Below are 15,339 nucleotides of genomic sequence, written 5' to 3' on the forward strand. Positions count from 1 at the left end.
CTGGTTCATATTTGAAAATCATTTAGTAATTGCTTGCCGCAGCGTTGTTGCGGACTAACCGATGTTTCTGACAGTTAGCGACGCGGTTTGGTGCGTGGCATTTAGTAAATAACTTTCAAAACTGAGTATAAATTTTCACAGCATCAACAACTTGATCTCGATCATTTGTTATCAAATCAATATCAATAATTTCTGCGTTTAATCCCCATTGTTACTGGGTTTATTATTTTTGTAGCACACTGAGTATGTGTCTAATTTTTTCACCAATGCAACATCTAATTTACATTACACCTCAGTGCCAAAGGCGGGTGTTGTATGAAATTTTCAACAAATAGCCGCTAAAGTTGTTATTTATGTCCACGTCACTCGACCCTCAGTATAGTTTGCTGAGAGAAAGTTGCGTGACAGAGATCGCTAACCTGTAGCACATCAAAAAATCCGTTTAAAAAAACGCAATCAGTAAATGCATAAAATGCAAGCTCACGCGGTTGGTTTTTGGGCTGAGCTCGCTATACTGACGCAACCATTAACCCGAGAGAAACTGGACTTCCTCACCGCATCACGAGAGTCGCCATGGCAGCCTTCGACCCCATGATCTTCGTACAGTTTTTTGTCGGGCTTTTTGCCGCTGTTAACCCCATTGGTATCATGCCCGTTTTTGTCACCTTGACCGCCCATCTCGATGAACAAGAACGCAATCGCACCGCGTATACTGCCGCGATCGCCGTCGCTGTCATCTTGATTGTTTCGTTGCTGGCCGGACAAATGTTGTTGGATTTGTTCAGCATCTCGCTGGACTCGTTCCGCGTGGCGGGAGGCATGCTATTACTGAGTATTGCTTTTACCATGATGAACGGGAAGCTCGGCGAAGGTAAGCAAAACAAGCAAGAGCAGTCTGAGTCGATCAGTCGGGAACAAGTCGGTGTAGTGCCGCTGGCGATGCCTTTGCTGGCTGGCCCGGGCGCGATCAGCTCCACCATTGTTTACGGCTCTCAATACCCAGATACGTGGAGCACGCTGACACTGATTGCCACCTTAGTGATCTTTGCCGCCGGCATTTGGGGACTGTTCCGTGTTGGCCCTGCGGTAGTGCGCTTTCTCGGCCAAACGGGTATCAACGTCATTACTCGGATCATGGGCCTTATTCTAGGCTCGTTAGGCATTGAGTTTATTGCCTCAGGAATGCGGGCGTTGTTCCCCGGACTGAGCTAAATGTAATCCGAGCCACAGTTACGTATAACCGGCACGCAGCAAAGGTTGCAGTGCCGGTTTTTTTTCGGCCCAATATCACGGTCATTCATAGCAAGGACCTCTTATGGCCGACGCGCAAAACCGAGTACAACGCTATTTATATACCACCATTTTTGGCACTGACACGCCGCATGGAAAAGCATTTGATATCGCGTTGATCGTGCTGATCCTCGCCTCGATGGTGGTACTGATGCTGGAGTCGATTGCTAGCTTTCACGCTAAGTGGTCCAACTGGTTGTATTGGATTGAGTGGGGCTTTACCGGCATCTTTACCATTGAGTACATACTGCGCCTATACTGCTCTCCTCGTCCTTCTGCTTACGCGCGTAGCTTTTATGGTGTCGTCGATTTACTTGCAATTTTGCCGACCTATATCGCGATTTTTGTTCCCGGCACCACCTATTTAATGGTCGTACGCCTGCTAAGGGTTTTACGTATCTTTCGGGTTCTGAGGTTGATGCGCTTTTTGGAAGACTCCAACATCTTACTCCGTTCGATGATGCTATCGTCGCGCAAGGTGATGATTTTCTTTTTCTCCGTGGCAATTCTAGTCACCGTGTTCGGCGCACTCATGTATGTGATTGAAGGACCAGAAAACGGCTTTACCAGTATTCCCTATGCCATCTACTGGGCGATCGTCACCCTCACCACGGTCGGCTATGGTGATATAGTGCCGCAAACAGATGTAGGTAAGGCCTTGGCGTCATTCACCATGTTGATGGGCTACTCGATCATTGCCGTGCCTACCGGGATCATTACCGCTGAGATTGGCCAGCAGATGTCACTGCATCGCAACTTAGTAAAGTGTCCGAATTGTTCAAAAAGCGGCCATGAGTCCGATGCGTCATTTTGTAAGCATTGCGGTAGTGAGCTGCCGGAAGCCGACAAACGCGTGGTGACACCCGGACTGTAACAGCTGCTTTGATTTGAATAGCACCGCCACTATCGCGAGTAACACATGAGCGCCAATAAAAGCATGAGATTCGGATAAGAAAAAACGGAGCTTTGGGGCTCCGTTTTTTGGGTGAGTCGTTCGAGGGCGGTATGCTTTGGCTTACTTACGACGCCAAGTGGTGCCTTGAGGACCGTCTTCTAGCACAATGCCCATCTCGGTGAGCGCATCGCGTGCCGCATCGGCAGCCGCAAAGTCTTTGGCTTTACGGGCGTCATTGCGTGTTTGAATGAGGGCTTCAATCTTTGCCACTTCATCGTCCGCGCCCGCATCGCCTTGTAAGAAGCTATCGGCATCTTGCTCAAGCAAACCAAGAACCGACGCCAATTTACGCATTTGCGCACCCAGTGCGGATGCCGCTGCCATATCATCGCCGCGTAAGCGGTTGATCTCACGCGCCATATCGAAGAGCACCGAGTAGGCTTCTGGCGTGTTGAAATCATCGTCCATCGCCGCTTCAAAGCGTGCCACGTACTCATCGCCACCGGCTGGCGTTGCCTCGTCGAGCCCTCGCAATGCAGTGTACAGACGCTCGAGCGCTGAACGGGCTTGATTGAGGTTTTCATCGCTGTAATTGAGCTGGCTACGATAGTGACCAGACAGCAAGAAGTAGCGCACGGTTTCAGCATCGTAGTGCGCCAACACGTCGCGGATAGTAAAGAAGTTCCCCAAAGATTTGGACATCTTTTCACGGTCAACCATCACCATGCCGCTATGCATCCACGTATTCACATACTGGGTGTTGTGTGCGCAGCAAGACTGTGCAATTTCATTCTCGTGGTGAGGGAACTGCAAGTCAGAGCCGCCGCCGTGAATATCAAAGTGATCACCTAAAATCGCGGAGTTCATCGCCGAACATTCGATGTGCCAGCCCGGACGACCGGCCCCCCATGGCGACTCCCAAGTTGGTTCGCCCGGCTTAGACATTTTCCATAACACAAAATCGAGAGGGCTACGCTTCGCCGCTTCCACATCAACACGGGCACCGGCCTGCAGTTGTTCAAGATCTTGCTTGGATAGCTTGCCGTAATCGTCAAATTTCGCGACTTCAAACATCACATCGCCATTGTCTGCAACGTAAGCAAAGCCTCGCTCAATCAACTTTTCGACTAGCGAGATAATTTCATCAATGTAGTCGGTGGCGCGCGGTTCGATATCGGGACGTGCCATGTTGAGCGCATCAAAGTCTTGATGCATTTCACTGATCAAACGTTCAGTCAGTGACTCACAGCTTTCGCCGTTTTCCGCCGCACGTTTGATAATTTTATCGTCGATGTCGGTAATATTGCGGACAAACGTTAAGTCATAACCACGATGGCGCAAATAACGTGAGATCATGTCAAACGCCACGAAAGTACGCCCATGACCGATATGACAAAGATCGTAAATGGTCACCCCACAGACATACATGCCGATTTTTCCCGGCGTGATGGGTTGAAAGATCTCTTTCTCTCGCGTCAATGAGTTGTATATCTTTAACGTGTTAGTTGGCGTCGACATAGTGGTTTTGGTTACTCGTTACGATAGTGACAAAATTAGAATGAATGGACTATTACACCTTTTATACCTGCTTGACGCAAGCGCGACAGACACGCAACAGGCTGTCTTGCCCGAATTGTTGTCTACGATCTCACTCACATCTCGTTACTAAAAACTGTCATGAGTGGTTGAGCTGATGGATAAGATCGCTTAGCTTTTTGTAAAGAATCTTTACCGATAAATAAACCACGGTATTTTCATGACACGATCAACGAAGCAACGCCAAGTCGCCCAGCCGCCAGCCACCTCGTCTTCAGCTGAGTTCGGTTCGCCCGATAAAGTCGATGTAATTTTGTCTCAGTGGCATCAAGAACGCCCTGATATCGACCCCTCTCCGATGGCCATTACCGGGCGGTTGGCGCGCGTGGTAGGGCATATCAATCCGCGCCTTCAGCAGGTGTTCAATCAATTCAACTTAAACCCGGGGGAGTTTGACGTCCTCGCAACGCTGCGCCGTTCAGGCAAACCGCACACGCTTACCCCCAACCAACTGCTGCAATCGCTGATGCTCACCTCAGGTGCAATGACCAATCGAATTGATCGCCTTGAGCAGAAAGGGTTGGTTGCACGCAGTCCAGATCCCAATGATCGCCGTGGTGTTTATGTTTCATTGACCGACGCTGGACTGCAATTGATTGATGATGCAGTGGTGGCGCACACCGATAACTTACACAAAATATTGAGCCCGTTGAGTCAAGCACAACAAGACCAATTGTCCGGCCTTTTGAAGACCTTGCTGCATCATTTTGAACCAGAGAATATGGATTAATTCGGCTTGTATCACGGATCGAGCTTGATCAGAGACGTTGTTAGGCTAAAATCTTGGCTCCTTATAGCCAAGCCAATGACAGGATTACATCATGGTGACTCTTCATACCACGTTCGGTGACATCAAATTACGCATGTTTGCGGACGAAGCACCGGCTACGGTCGAGAACTTTTTACAATACTGCCGTGACGGCTTTTACAACGGAACCCTGTTCCACCGCGTGATTGACGGCTTTATGGTCCAAGGCGGTGGCATGGCCTCTGGCATGGAAGAAAAGCCAACCCGCGCACCGATTAAAAACGAAGCGGATAACGGCTTAAGCAACCGCACAGGTATGGTTGCGATGGCGCGCACCATGGAGCCGCACTCAGCAAGCTCGCAGTTTTTCATCAACGTTAATGACAACCTGTTCCTCGATCACAAAGCTAAAACGCCAGATGGCTGGGGCTACTGTGTATTCGCAGAAGTGGTTGATGGCATGGACGTCGTGAACAAGATTAAAGGCGTTGCCACCGGTAACTGGGGTTATGTCCACCAAGACGTGCCGGTTGAAGAAGTCTTGATCGATAGCGTGACTATCGAAGACTAAGCCGCACTCGTCAACAAGGGTAGCTCAGGCTACCCTTTCTTTTATTACCATCATAAAGCCAACGCATGCCACATACCCTCTTTATTGCCGACCTCCATTTAAGCCCAACGCGGCCCGATATTACCGACTGCTTTGAACGTTTTATGCAGCAGGAAGTGATACACGCCGACGCGCTCTATGTACTCGGGGACTTATTCGAAGCATGGATTGGTGATGATGATAACAGCCCGTTTCACCAACAAATTAAAGCGGCGTTTTCTGCGGTGACGGAGCGCGGCGTGCCGGTATATTTTATTCATGGCAATCGCGATTTTTTGATTGGTCAACGCTTTGCTATGGAAACCGGCGTAACCCTGTTAAACGAGCTCGAGTGCATCGATTTATATGGCACCCCTACCCTGATCTTACACGGGGATACCTTGTGTTTAGAGGATGTTGACTATCAAGCGTTTCGCCGCAAAGTCCACCAGCCTTGGTTGCAGCGACTCTTTTTGTGCTTGCCGCTAACATGGCGCCGTAAGATTGCGGCCAAAATGCGCGCAGGCAGTGCCAATGCCAACCAGCAAAAGTCATCCACCATCATGGATGTGACGCCACAAGAAGTGCAGCGCCAGTTGGATAAAGCGGGAGTCACTAACATGATTCACGGCCATACTCACCGCCCTCATATTCATCAGTGGCATCACCACGGCACCGCGTACCAACGGATTGTGTTAGGCGACTGGTATGAGCACGGTTCTGTCTTGATGTGTAGTGCCCAAGGGTGTGACTTACAAACCCGCAACTTTATCCATCGTTAAGCCATTCAGCCTATTGTTAAGAGAAAGCTATGCAAACTGACTTATGCCCTTGTTGCAGCCATAAAACCTATCAAGACTGTTGCGCGCCCATTCATCAAAACCCCGCCAATGCTATCCATCCGGAGCAATTGATGCGCGCTCGTTATAGTGCACACCCCAAAGGCTTGGTGGATTTTATTGTTGCGACCTATCACAGTGAATGTGGCGCCAGCTCGTTTCGTGAAGACATTGCCACCATGACTCAACATCAGTGGCAATCTCTCGAAGTACTCGATAGCGAGGTGCTGCAGCAAGGTGAACTTGGCTTTGTGACATTCAAAGCGCACTTTATTGCCGACGGTGATCCTCAGTGTCTGTACGAGCGCTCTCGTTTTGTCAAAGAAACGATCGATGGACAGCTTCAGTGGCGATATATCGATGGTGTCTTCCCCGGCCATGTCAAAGCGGGACGCAATGACCCCTGCCCGTGTGGCAGCGGACGCAAATTTAAAAAGTGTTGTGGCTAACTCACCCTAAATTGCTCAAAAAACAATCAAGTTTTGCGTTCTCTGGTCGATACTTTAGTTAAGACGCTAGGAGGACGCACTATGAATTGGCTTGGCAACCTAAGTCCTGTGTACCGAAAGCCCTCTTCACCACCCACCAAAGTTTGGGCGATTAAGAAACAGGCCAGCATTGAAGAGCGCAAACAACGCCGCTTGGATGACCCATCGGATCATGATGCGTCACCACAAGCTGAAAAAGACAACGCGCCACGCAAAAAAGATGATGGCTCGCTGGATGTCTACGTATAGACGCGACCGTTTAATTTGGTGTCACTGCTTGCCGCTGTAGGCGGTGAAAAAATCTCCACATTGGGAGTTGCAATCTAAGCTCACTTTGATATTGTCGAAAAGAGACGAGATTGACCAACGTAAATGGACATCAAAAAATGACTTCAACGCTAATGACAATGCATCACCACCATCATCCTGACTAGTCTTTCGGGAGGAATGGTTTCGACTGGAAGACGAGTAAAAAGCGCTTCCGTCGGTCATTAGCCAGCTAACAGATTCAGACCCTCGGGAGCACCGTCTTCCGAGGGTTTTTTCTTTTTTAGCTTTTCATTTTTAGACAAGGAAGCACACATGCAAACACAACGCCTACGTATCGCCATCCAAAAAAAGGGGCGCCTCGCCAAAGAATGCCAAGAGCTGCTTAAACGCTGCGGGGTAAAAATCAATTACACCGGTGAACGTTTAGTGGTCCACGCCGAAAACATGCCTCTCGATCTGCTGCTGGTCCGTGACGATGATATCCCGGGCCTTATCATGGACGGCGTGGTTGATTTAGGGGTAATTGGCGAAAACGAACTAGAGGAAGTACGCCTTGAGCGCATCAAACTGGGCGAGCCCAGCCAGTATCAACTGCTGCGCCGACTCGACTTTGGCGGCTGCCGCCTCTCCATCGCCCTCGATAAAGACCAAAGCTATAACGGCCCACAAGATCTGGCCAACCAACGCATTGCGACCACCTACCCCAACATCCTCAAAGCCTATATGGACAAACAAGGTGTGAGCTTTAGCACCTGTATGCTCAATGGCTCCGTCGAAGTCGCGCCGCGTGCCGGGCTTGCCGATGCGATTTGTGACTTAGTCTCAACCGGCGCCACCTTAGAAGCCAATGGCTTGAAAGAAGCCGAAGTCATATTCCGCTCAAAAGCGGTATTGATCCAGCGTGAAGGCAGCTTCAGTGAAGAGAAAACCGCATTGATTGAACGCTTGCTCACCCGCATGCAAGGTGTCATCCAAGCCAAAGAGTCCAAATACATCATGCTCCACGCACCCAGCGAAACCTTAGAGCAAGTGGTCGAGCTACTCCCCGGCGCGGAAGATCCCACCATCTTGCCGTTAGCTCACGAGAAAAACCGTGTTGCTGTGCACCTTGTGAGCACCGAGAATCTGTTCTGGGAAACCATGGAAAAATTAAAGCAGTTGGGCGCAAGCTCAATTTTGGTCCTGCCGATTGAAAAGATGATGGAGTAAATCACGATGCGTACTGTGGTCTGGAAATCACTCGGAGAGTCACAAAAAGAAGGCTTAATGTGCCGCCCTGCAATCACAACCGGCGCCCAAACCCAAGCGAGCGTCGCGGAGATCATCGCCGATGTCCGTGAGCGAGGAGATGAAAGCTTAAAAGCATTGACCCAAAAGTTTGATGGTGTCGAACTGGATAGCATCAAACTCGACAAAGCGACTTTGGCCGACGCTGAAGCGCGCTTGGATGAAGATATCAAGCTATCCCTGCGCCAAGCCTACGATAACATCAGTACCTTTCACCGTGCGCAAAAAGCGCAGCCATTGAAAGTCGAAACCATGCCGGGGGTGGTGTGCGAATCCATCACCCGCCCGATTAACCGCGTGGGGCTGTATATTCCTGGCGGTAGCGCGCCCTTGCCCTCGACCGTATTGATGCTGGGCGTACCCGCGCAAATTGCAGGCTGCCGTAAAGTGGTGCTGTGTACCCCACCGCCGGTAGCCGATGAGATTTTATACTGTGCCAAACTGTGCGAGATTGATGAAATCTATACTCTGGGCGGCGCACAGGCGGTGGCGGCGATGGCCTTTGGCACTCAAAGCGTAACCAAGGTGGATAAAATCTTTGGCCCGGGTAATGCCTATGTCACCGAAGCCAAACGGCAAGTGAGCCTTGCTGCCAATGGTGCGGCCATGGATATGCCTGCCGGCCCCTCGGAAGTGTTAGTGATTGCCGATGCCGGCGCGGATCCAGACTTTGTTGCCGCCGATTTACTCAGCCAAGCGGAGCACGGCCCCGATTCGCAAGTGGTGCTGGTGACCCCTGCGCCCGAGATGGCAGAGAAAGTGGCAGATGCAGTGCAGCAACAATTAACGACGTTAAGCCGTGCAGAGATTGCCAAGCAAGCGCTGGGCAGCAGTGTAATTATTATTGCCGACACCCTCACTCAGTGCGTGTCGATTTCTAACCGCTATGGACCGGAGCACTTGATTGTGCAAACTCAACAGCCAAGGGATTTGTTGCCCCTGTTGGATAATGCTGGCTCGATTTTCTTGGGCGCATACTCGCCCGAGTCTGTGGGCGATTACGCCTCTGGCACCAATCACGTGCTCCCCACCTATGGTTATACGCGCACCTACAGCAGCCTTGGGCTGGCCGACTTTACCAAGCGAATGACAGTGCAACAGCTTAGTGACACCGGTTTGCAAGCACTGGGCCCAACAGTGATGCGTATTGCCGAAGCAGAAGGCTTGGATGCACACCGCCAAGCGGTCGAAATTCGTCTCACTAAACTACAACAAACTCAAGCCTCAGAGGACTCGTTAGCATGAGCATCGAAAAACTCGCCCGTGAGCAAGTACAAGCGCTTACTCCCTATCAGTCAGCCCGCCGTATCGGCGGTAGCGGGGATGTCTGGCTCAATGCCAACGAGTCACCCTTTGACAACGCTTACACCGTAAGCGGTCAGGGACTCAATCGCTACTCCAGCTGCCAGCCGGTATCATTGATTAATGCCTATGCGGATTATGCAGGCGTCGAAACGAACCAAGTCATCACCACTCGTGGCGCCGATGAAGGGATTGATTTGTTGCTGCGTGCCTTTTGCGAGCCAAACCAAGATAGTGTGCTGATTTGTCCACCTACCTATGGCATGTATGCGGTCAGTGCGGAAAATCAAGGGATCGCCACCACCCAAGTGCCGCTCACCGCCGACTGGCAGCTGGACATGGCAGGGATTGATAGCGCATTGGAGGCAGATGCCAACATCAAGCTTATCTTCGTGTGTAGCCCCAATAATCCGACCGGCAATCTGATTAACCGCGACGATATTGAAGCGCTACTCACCCACACTCAAGATCGCGCGATTGTGGTACTGGATGAAGCCTATATTGAATTTAGTCCAGAAGCGACCTGCACCGACTTGCTCGCACGCTTTGATAATCTGGCCATTTTGCGCACCCTATCAAAAGCGTTCGCTCTGGCGGGACTGCGTTGCGGCTTTACCCTCGCCAGTCCCGCGATTATTAACTTGATGCTCAAGGTGATCCCGCCATATCCCGTGCCGGTCCCCGTAGCAGACATTGCCGAACAAGCACTCTCCGAGGCCGGTTTAGCGCGGATGAAATATCAAGTTTTAGACTTAACCGCCAACCGTGCCTACCTGCAAGCCGGCCTCAGTATGCTACCCGGCGTCGAGGTGCATCCGGGCTTTGGTAATTATCTGCTCATCACGCTAGATGACGCTGACGCGGTGTTCGCACGTTTAGGGCGTGCCGGCATGATTGTGCGTCAGACCGCCGTTGCCAACAGCTTGCGCATCAGCATTGGTAACCGTGACGAATGTGAAAAAGTGCTGGCCTTTATCCGCCAGCAACTCAGTGAATAAGGACAACCACTGTGAAAGACAAGATTTTATTTATTGACCGTGATGGCACCTTAATTGTGGAGCCGCCTGAAGACTATCAAGTGGATCGTCTGGATAAATTGGCCTTTGAGCCGGACGTGATCCCTGCACTACTCAGCCTGCAAGCGGCGGGTTACACCTTGGTGATGGTGAGCAATCAAGATGGTCTGGGAACCGAGAGCTTCCCGCAAGCGGACTTTGATGCGCCACACAACATGATGATGGCCCTGTTTCGCTCACAAGGGATCGATTTTGAAGACGTACTGATTTGCCCGCACTTTGATAGCGATGACTGTAGCTGTCGCAAACCCAAACTAGGCTTGGTGAAAGACTATCTACAGCAAGGCCGAATTGATTTCGCCCAATCGGCGGTGATTGGCGATCGCGACGCCGATATCACCTTAGCGAACAATATGGCGCTACAAGGCATCAAATATCAACGTGACGTGATGGGCTGGCCACAGATTGTCGAGCGTCTAACCCAGCAGCCGCGACTGGCCAGTGTCACTCGCACCACCAAAGAAACCGATATTCAGGTGGATGTTAACCTGGATAAGAGTGGCGGCAGCCGCATTGAAACCGGACTGGGCTTTTTTGACCACATGTTGGATCAAATCGCCACCCACGGCGGCTTTCAGCTCAACGTTCGCGTTAAAGGCGATTTGCACATCGACGACCACCACACCATTGAAGATACCGCCCTCGCGTTGGGCGACGCACTCAAACGGGCGCTGGGAGATAAACGCGGTATTGGCCGCTTTGGGTTTAGCCTGCCGATGGATGAATGCTTGGCGCAATGTGCATTGGATTTGTCCGGACGTCCCTATTTGAAATTTGAGGCCAGATTCCCACAGCCACAAGTGGGCGATATGTCGACCGAAATGGTTGGACACTTCTTCCGCTCATTGACCGACACCTTGGCCTGTACTCTGCACCTGACGGTGTCGGGCGAAAACACCCACCACTTGGTGGAAAGCTTATTTAAAGCCTTTGGCCGCACCTTGCGTCAAGCCATCAAGGTCGAAGGCGACGCCCTGCCAAGCAGTAAAGGAGTGCTGTAATGCGCAAACAGACTGTCATTATCGATACCGGCTGCGCCAATGTGGCCTCAGTGCGCTTTGCTGTCGAGCGTCTCGGCTATCAAGCGACACTAAGCCGCGATCCGGACGTGGTGCTAGGGGCAGATAAACTCTTTTTGCCCGGCGTCGGCACGGCCAGCGAGGCGATGAAAAACCTCACCGAGCGCGGCTTGGTAGATTTGGTTAAGCAAGTAGAGCAACCGCTGCTGGGAATATGTCTTGGTATGCAAATGTTGGGGACGCACTCCGATGAAGGCGATAGCCCCGTTGAGTGCCTCGGCCACATCCCCGCACCCACCAAGCTGATGGATACCGCAGGGCAGCCTCTGCCCCACATGGGGTGGAACCGAGTTGCCACCGTCAATGACCATCCCTTATTCGATGGCATTCCCGCAGGCAGCCACTTTTACTTTGTCCACAGTTACGCGATGCCGGTCGGTGATTACACCTTGGCACAATGTCATTATGGCCATGCGTTCAGTGCGGCCATCAATCAAGGCAATTACTTCGGGGTTCAGTTTCACCCCGAGCGTTCGGGCAAAGTAGGCGCGCGTTTGATTCAAAATTTTTTGGAGATGTAAGCAAGGATGATTATACCAGCACTCGATTTGATAGACGGCCAAGTGGTACGCCTTTATCAAGGAGATTATCAGCAAAAAACCGACTACGGTTTTTACCCGCGTGAGCAGTTTGCACGTTACCATCAAGCGGGAGCAGATTGGCTGCACCTCGTGGATTTAACCGGCGCTAAAGATCCGACCGCACGTCAGGTCGATTTAATCACCGAGATTTTGCAATCAACACCTGCCAATATCCAAATTGGCGGTGGCGTGCGCACCGAAATGGACGTGATTGAGCTGCTAAACACCGGTGCGCAGCGCGTAGTGATCGGCTCCACCGCGGTTAAATCCCCCGATTTGGTTAAAGGCTGGATGCAAACCTACGGCCCTGATCGCATTGTATTGGCACTCGACATTCATATCGACAGCGAGGGGACGCGACGCGTGGCGGTGTCAGGCTGGCAACAAGACTCCGGCGTCACCATTGAAGCGCTCCTCGACGATTATTTGTCCGTCGGGCTCAAGCATGTGCTGTGCACCGATATTTCCCGCGATGGCACCTTACAAGGCAGCAATGTGGCGCTCTATCGCGACTTGTGTCAGCGCTATCCGAGCATTGCATTTCAATCATCAGGCGGCATTGGCCGTCTCGAAGACATTCGCGCCTTACGCAACACTGGCGTCGCAGGCGTGATCGTCGGCCGCGCCCTACTGGAAGGCAACTTTAGCGCAGAGGAGGCGATCGCATGCTGGCAAAACGGATAATTCCTTGTTTGGACGTCCGCGACGGACAAGTAGTGAAAGGCGTTCAATTTCGCAATCACGAAATCATCGGCGATATCGTCCCGCTCGCCAAACGTTACGCCGAAGAAGGCGCCGACGAGCTGGTGTTTTATGACATCACCGCCTCCAGTGACAGCCGGGTGGTCGATAAAAGCTGGGTCAGTCGCGTCGCGGAAGTAATTGATATCCCCTTTTGCGTCGCCGGTGGGATTAAATCCGAAGCCGATGCCCAGCAAATCTTGGAATTCGGCGCGGATAAGATATCCATTAACTCACCGGCCTTGGCCGATCCGAATTTGATCACACGGCTGGCCAATAAGTTTGGCGTGCAGTGCGTGGTGGTCGGGATTGATTCCTTCTTCGATGAAGCGACCGGGAAATATCACGTCTATCAATTTACCGGCGATGAAAGCCGCACTCAGGCTACGCCTTGGCAAACGGCCGCGTGGGTTGAAGAAGTCCAACAGCGAGGCGCAGGCGAAATCGTACTCAATATGATGAACCGCGATGGCGTGCGCCAAGGCTATGACTTAACCCAACTCAAAATGGTAAGAGAGCGCTGTCAGGTACCCCTGATTGCCTCCGGCGGTGCCGGTGAAATTTCGCATTTCGCCGACGCCTTTTTACAAGCGAATGTCGATGGCGCACTGGCCGCCTCGGTGTTTCACAAGCAAATCATCGCAATAAGCGAATTAAAACAAGTACTAAAGCAACAAGGGATCGAGGTAAGAGTATGACGGCGACGTGGGTAGAACGTATCGATTGGGAGAAAAACGCCGGCTTGGTGCCTGCGATTATCCAACACAGCGATAGCGGCCAAGTATTGATGCTGGGCTACATGAATGCCGATGCACTGAACGCGACGCTCGAAACCGGTCGCGTCACCTTTTGGTCACGCAGTAAATCACGCCTTTGGGTAAAAGGCGAAAGCTCCGGCCATGTATTAAGCCTTGAGCACATTGCACTCGATTGCGATCAAGACACCTTGTTGGTCACGGCGACACCACACGGGCCCACCTGTCACCTCGGCACGACCACCTGCTTTGACAGTGACAATAAACCGCCACACACGGGGCCCGGCTTTTTATCGAGCCTAGAGCAAGTGCTTGCCAGCCGCAAAGATGCCGCGCCTGATGACTCTTACACCGCAAGCTTATTTGCCAAAGGCACCAAGCGTATCGCGCAAAAAGTGGGGGAAGAAGGGGTCGAAGTCGCCCTCGCTGCCACGGCAGGCGATAAAGCCGAGCTATTAAACGAAAGCGCCGATTTGCTCTATCACCTGTTGGTATTGCTGCAAGACCAAGAGCTTAGCCTCCATCAAGTGACCGAAGTCCTCGCCTCTCGCCATCAAGGCTAACGCCCACGCACGCGTTAGCGTAAACATGGTCCCTCCAGCGCCGCCCACATGCGGCGCTTTTTAAGTTGTAGTCGGTCGCTTAAAACGGCGCTGTTTCCTAAATGATTGAACTTGCCACTCTAGCGGCGATCAGACCATCAAAGCCTCAAGATCGGTCACAGGGGAAAGGCATTAAACCGGTCATTCCACCGCACAGCAATGCGGGTTACTGGGGGCGCAATGCAGCCGTCAACGCCTTGAAATCCGCTGACTTGGAAGACTAGAAACGAGAAGCGGGTTACCACCAACGATCTCTGTCAGAAACAGGGATGTCTCAATACAAAAAGTTACTCAGCCCTCAGCTGACACTACGTAATTACGATGCACAAGTTGGCGAAGCATTGGCCAACATGAAAGTGATGAACAAAGTCAATCAACTCGATATGCCTGTTAGTTGCCAAGTTGACTGATGGGAACAACCTCACTCTTATCAGTGAGTTAGGTGACTAACTTGAACAACAACGCCTAGTCAAACCGATCTTTTGGGTCAAAAAGCGCTCGCGGTCTAGCCCAATCATGGCTTAAATGCTGACATTTAAGGAAAATGTTATATAACATTTTTAGCTCGCAGTATTATGTAAATTACATGTTTATTTATTCAATGTTCGGGTATTGTTGGTCGAAAAGTTTTGGTTTGGAAATGTTCGAGATTGTTGATTAATGTAATGTACTAAACATAGAGAAATATAACCTCACAAAAAATAATAAACTTGTTACCAGGAGCTATTGACCTTTCTATCTAGATTTTATAACACTTTGTAGGAAGTTTATACAAAGACGAGATTTTGACGTGTAGCTAGCCTATATGAAAATCCGATAACGCAGTAGAAATGAACACAAAAAATCAACAGCTCCTAGATATAGAAATAAAATATAAAGGAAGGCTATTCTACGAGGAAAAGGAAACCCCTCTTACTATTATTAGCTTTTGTAACATCTTATTCTGCTAACGCTGAAAATGATGATTTACTTTGGCCTGCCACTAACTTTAGTAGTTATGTTTTTAGTGACTTCAACTCCGGTTCCGGCAACAGTCAGCGCGGACTAGCAGTTGGGTGAAATCTCGGAATAGGTGGATATTCTATTCGTGCTGGCTTGCCCCCAGACTATGGGCTTTATTCTCTCAGTGTCTATTTCTGGATTGATAGAAATCGTTAATCAGTTATTCAAATTAATATGTTAAGGAAAAATGCTTCTATCT

General features: G+C 50.8%; 16 protein-coding genes, 1 pseudogene and 1 other annotated feature. Of the genes and pseudogenes, 16 read left to right on the forward strand and 1 reads right to left on the reverse strand.

Annotated features, from left to right (window positions below; genetic code table 11):
• The first annotated feature begins 573 nt into the window (after positions 1 to 573).
• Both BZG84_RS12815 and BZG84_RS12820 read left to right on the forward strand, forming a co-directional pair.
• Positions 574 to 1,212 carry a YchE family NAAT transporter gene (locus tag BZG84_RS12815; RefSeq protein ID WP_077455429.1) on the forward strand — a complete coding sequence of 213 codons (639 nt, stop codon included), beginning with the start codon at positions 574 to 576 and terminating at the stop codon, positions 1,210 to 1,212.
• Positions 1,213 to 1,315: 103 nt separating this feature from the next.
• On the forward strand, positions 1,316 to 2,164 hold the full coding sequence (locus BZG84_RS12820) for an ion transporter (protein WP_077481402.1): 849 nt from the start codon (positions 1,316 to 1,318) through the stop codon (positions 2,162 to 2,164).
• 141 nt (positions 2,165 to 2,305) lie between these two features.
• Here the strand turns inward: BZG84_RS12820 and cysS are convergent, their stop codons facing one another.
• Positions 2,306 to 3,703, reverse strand: coding sequence for a cysteine--tRNA ligase (cysS, locus tag BZG84_RS12825; protein WP_077481404.1), 1,398 nt, complete (start codon positions 3,701 to 3,703; stop codon positions 2,306 to 2,308).
• Between the two features lie 238 nt (positions 3,704 to 3,941).
• Between cysS and BZG84_RS12830 the strand changes: the two genes are divergently transcribed.
• The 14 genes and pseudogenes from BZG84_RS12830 to BZG84_RS16480 all read left to right on the forward strand — a co-directional run.
• Positions 3,942 to 4,511, forward strand: coding sequence for a MarR family winged helix-turn-helix transcriptional regulator (locus tag BZG84_RS12830; protein WP_077481406.1), 570 nt, complete (start codon positions 3,942 to 3,944; stop codon positions 4,509 to 4,511).
• A 91-nt stretch (positions 4,512 to 4,602) separates the two neighbouring features.
• Positions 4,603 to 5,100: a peptidylprolyl isomerase gene (locus BZG84_RS12835; protein ID WP_069587326.1), complete on the forward strand. Its 498-nt coding sequence runs from the start codon at positions 4,603 to 4,605 to the stop codon at positions 5,098 to 5,100.
• 65 nt (positions 5,101 to 5,165) lie between these two features.
• Positions 5,166 to 5,900, forward strand: coding sequence for a UDP-2,3-diacylglucosamine diphosphatase (lpxH, locus tag BZG84_RS12840; RefSeq protein WP_077678294.1), 735 nt, complete (start codon positions 5,166 to 5,168; stop codon positions 5,898 to 5,900).
• 29 nt (positions 5,901 to 5,929) lie between these two features.
• On the forward strand, positions 5,930 to 6,406 hold the full coding sequence (locus BZG84_RS12845) for a YchJ family metal-binding protein (RefSeq protein WP_077678295.1): 477 nt from the start codon (positions 5,930 to 5,932) through the stop codon (positions 6,404 to 6,406).
• Positions 6,407 to 6,487: 81 nt separating this feature from the next.
• On the forward strand, positions 6,488 to 6,694 hold the full coding sequence (locus BZG84_RS12850; protein WP_077678296.1) for a hypothetical protein: 207 nt from the start codon (positions 6,488 to 6,490) through the stop codon (positions 6,692 to 6,694).
• 160 nt (positions 6,695 to 6,854) lie between these two features.
• Positions 6,855 to 6,993: a sequence feature (His leader region), on the forward strand.
• A gap of 34 nt (positions 6,994 to 7,027) precedes the next feature.
• Positions 7,028 to 7,924 carry an ATP phosphoribosyltransferase gene (gene hisG / locus BZG84_RS12855; RefSeq protein WP_077678297.1) on the forward strand — a complete coding sequence of 299 codons (897 nt, stop codon included), beginning with the start codon at positions 7,028 to 7,030 and terminating at the stop codon, positions 7,922 to 7,924.
• Between the two features lie 6 nt (positions 7,925 to 7,930).
• Positions 7,931 to 9,247, forward strand: a complete 1,317-nt coding sequence (hisD, locus tag BZG84_RS12860; RefSeq protein ID WP_077678298.1) for a histidinol dehydrogenase — start codon at positions 7,931 to 7,933, stop codon at positions 9,245 to 9,247.
• Positions 9,248 to 9,249: 2 nt separating this feature from the next.
• Entirely contained in the window at positions 9,250 to 10,302 is a 1,053-nt protein-coding gene (gene hisC, locus BZG84_RS12865) for a histidinol-phosphate transaminase (RefSeq protein WP_108743626.1), read from the forward strand.
• 11 nt (positions 10,303 to 10,313) lie between these two features.
• Positions 10,314 to 11,381: a bifunctional histidinol-phosphatase/imidazoleglycerol-phosphate dehydratase HisB gene (gene hisB / locus BZG84_RS12870; protein ID WP_077678299.1), complete on the forward strand. Its 1,068-nt coding sequence runs from the start codon at positions 10,314 to 10,316 to the stop codon at positions 11,379 to 11,381.
• Positions 11,381 to 11,980, forward strand: a complete 600-nt coding sequence (hisH, locus tag BZG84_RS12875; protein WP_077480805.1) for an imidazole glycerol phosphate synthase subunit HisH — start codon at positions 11,381 to 11,383, stop codon at positions 11,978 to 11,980. The genes hisB and hisH overlap by 1 nt, the downstream gene beginning before the upstream one ends.
• Before the next feature lie 6 nt (positions 11,981 to 11,986).
• Positions 11,987 to 12,724 carry a 1-(5-phosphoribosyl)-5-[(5-phosphoribosylamino)methylideneamino]imidazole-4-carboxamide isomerase gene (hisA, locus tag BZG84_RS12880; protein WP_077480803.1) on the forward strand — a complete coding sequence of 246 codons (738 nt, stop codon included), beginning with the start codon at positions 11,987 to 11,989 and terminating at the stop codon, positions 12,722 to 12,724.
• Positions 12,706 to 13,479 carry an imidazole glycerol phosphate synthase subunit HisF gene (gene hisF, locus BZG84_RS12885; RefSeq protein ID WP_077480801.1) on the forward strand — a complete coding sequence of 258 codons (774 nt, stop codon included), beginning with the start codon at positions 12,706 to 12,708 and terminating at the stop codon, positions 13,477 to 13,479. The genes hisA and hisF overlap by 19 nt, the downstream gene beginning before the upstream one ends.
• Positions 13,476 to 14,099 carry a bifunctional phosphoribosyl-AMP cyclohydrolase/phosphoribosyl-ATP diphosphatase HisIE gene (gene hisIE / locus BZG84_RS12890; protein WP_046075334.1) on the forward strand — a complete coding sequence of 208 codons (624 nt, stop codon included), beginning with the start codon at positions 13,476 to 13,478 and terminating at the stop codon, positions 14,097 to 14,099. Before hisF ends, hisIE begins: the two co-directional genes overlap by 4 nt.
• Before the next feature lie 164 nt (positions 14,100 to 14,263).
• A pseudogene (locus BZG84_RS16480) lies at positions 14,264 to 14,548 on the forward strand (IS5/IS1182 family transposase); the annotation flags it as partial.
• Positions 14,549 to 15,339: the final 791 nt, after the last annotated feature.

Source organism: Salinivibrio sp. PR932 (genome assembly GCF_001996125.1).
Taxonomy (GTDB): domain Bacteria; phylum Pseudomonadota; class Gammaproteobacteria; order Enterobacterales; family Vibrionaceae; genus Salinivibrio; species Salinivibrio proteolyticus.

What these genes read in the sequence shown, in the direction of transcription:
- BZG84_RS12835 (WP_069587326.1), top strand. Translation starts at nt 4,603, where the DNA reads ATGGTGACTCTTCATACCACGTTCGGTGACATCAAATTACGCATGTTT.
- BZG84_RS12845 (WP_077678295.1), top strand. Translation starts at nt 5,930, where the DNA reads ATGCAAACTGACTTATGCCCTTGTTGCAGCCATAAAACCTATCAAGAC.
- hisG (WP_077678297.1), top strand. Translation starts at nt 7,028, where the DNA reads ATGCAAACACAACGCCTACGTATCGCCATCCAAAAAAAGGGGCGCCTC.
- BZG84_RS12820 (WP_077481402.1), top strand. Translation starts at nt 1,316, where the DNA reads ATGGCCGACGCGCAAAACCGAGTACAACGCTATTTATATACCACCATT.
- hisD (WP_077678298.1), top strand. Translation starts at nt 7,931, where the DNA reads ATGCGTACTGTGGTCTGGAAATCACTCGGAGAGTCACAAAAAGAAGGC.
- BZG84_RS12850 (WP_077678296.1), top strand. Translation starts at nt 6,488, where the DNA reads ATGAATTGGCTTGGCAACCTAAGTCCTGTGTACCGAAAGCCCTCTTCA.
- lpxH (WP_077678294.1), top strand. Translation starts at nt 5,166, where the DNA reads ATGCCACATACCCTCTTTATTGCCGACCTCCATTTAAGCCCAACGCGG.
- hisIE (WP_046075334.1), top strand. Translation starts at nt 13,476, where the DNA reads ATGACGGCGACGTGGGTAGAACGTATCGATTGGGAGAAAAACGCCGGC.
- hisF (WP_077480801.1), top strand. Translation starts at nt 12,706, where the DNA reads ATGCTGGCAAAACGGATAATTCCTTGTTTGGACGTCCGCGACGGACAA.
- cysS (WP_077481404.1), bottom strand. Translation starts at nt 3,703, where the DNA reads ATGTCGACGCCAACTAACACGTTAAAGATATACAACTCATTGACGCGA.
- hisH (WP_077480805.1), top strand. Translation starts at nt 11,381, where the DNA reads ATGCGCAAACAGACTGTCATTATCGATACCGGCTGCGCCAATGTGGCC.
- BZG84_RS12815 (WP_077455429.1), top strand. Translation starts at nt 574, where the DNA reads ATGGCAGCCTTCGACCCCATGATCTTCGTACAGTTTTTTGTCGGGCTT.
- hisA (WP_077480803.1), top strand. Translation starts at nt 11,987, where the DNA reads ATGATTATACCAGCACTCGATTTGATAGACGGCCAAGTGGTACGCCTT.
- BZG84_RS12830 (WP_077481406.1), top strand. Translation starts at nt 3,942, where the DNA reads ATGACACGATCAACGAAGCAACGCCAAGTCGCCCAGCCGCCAGCCACC.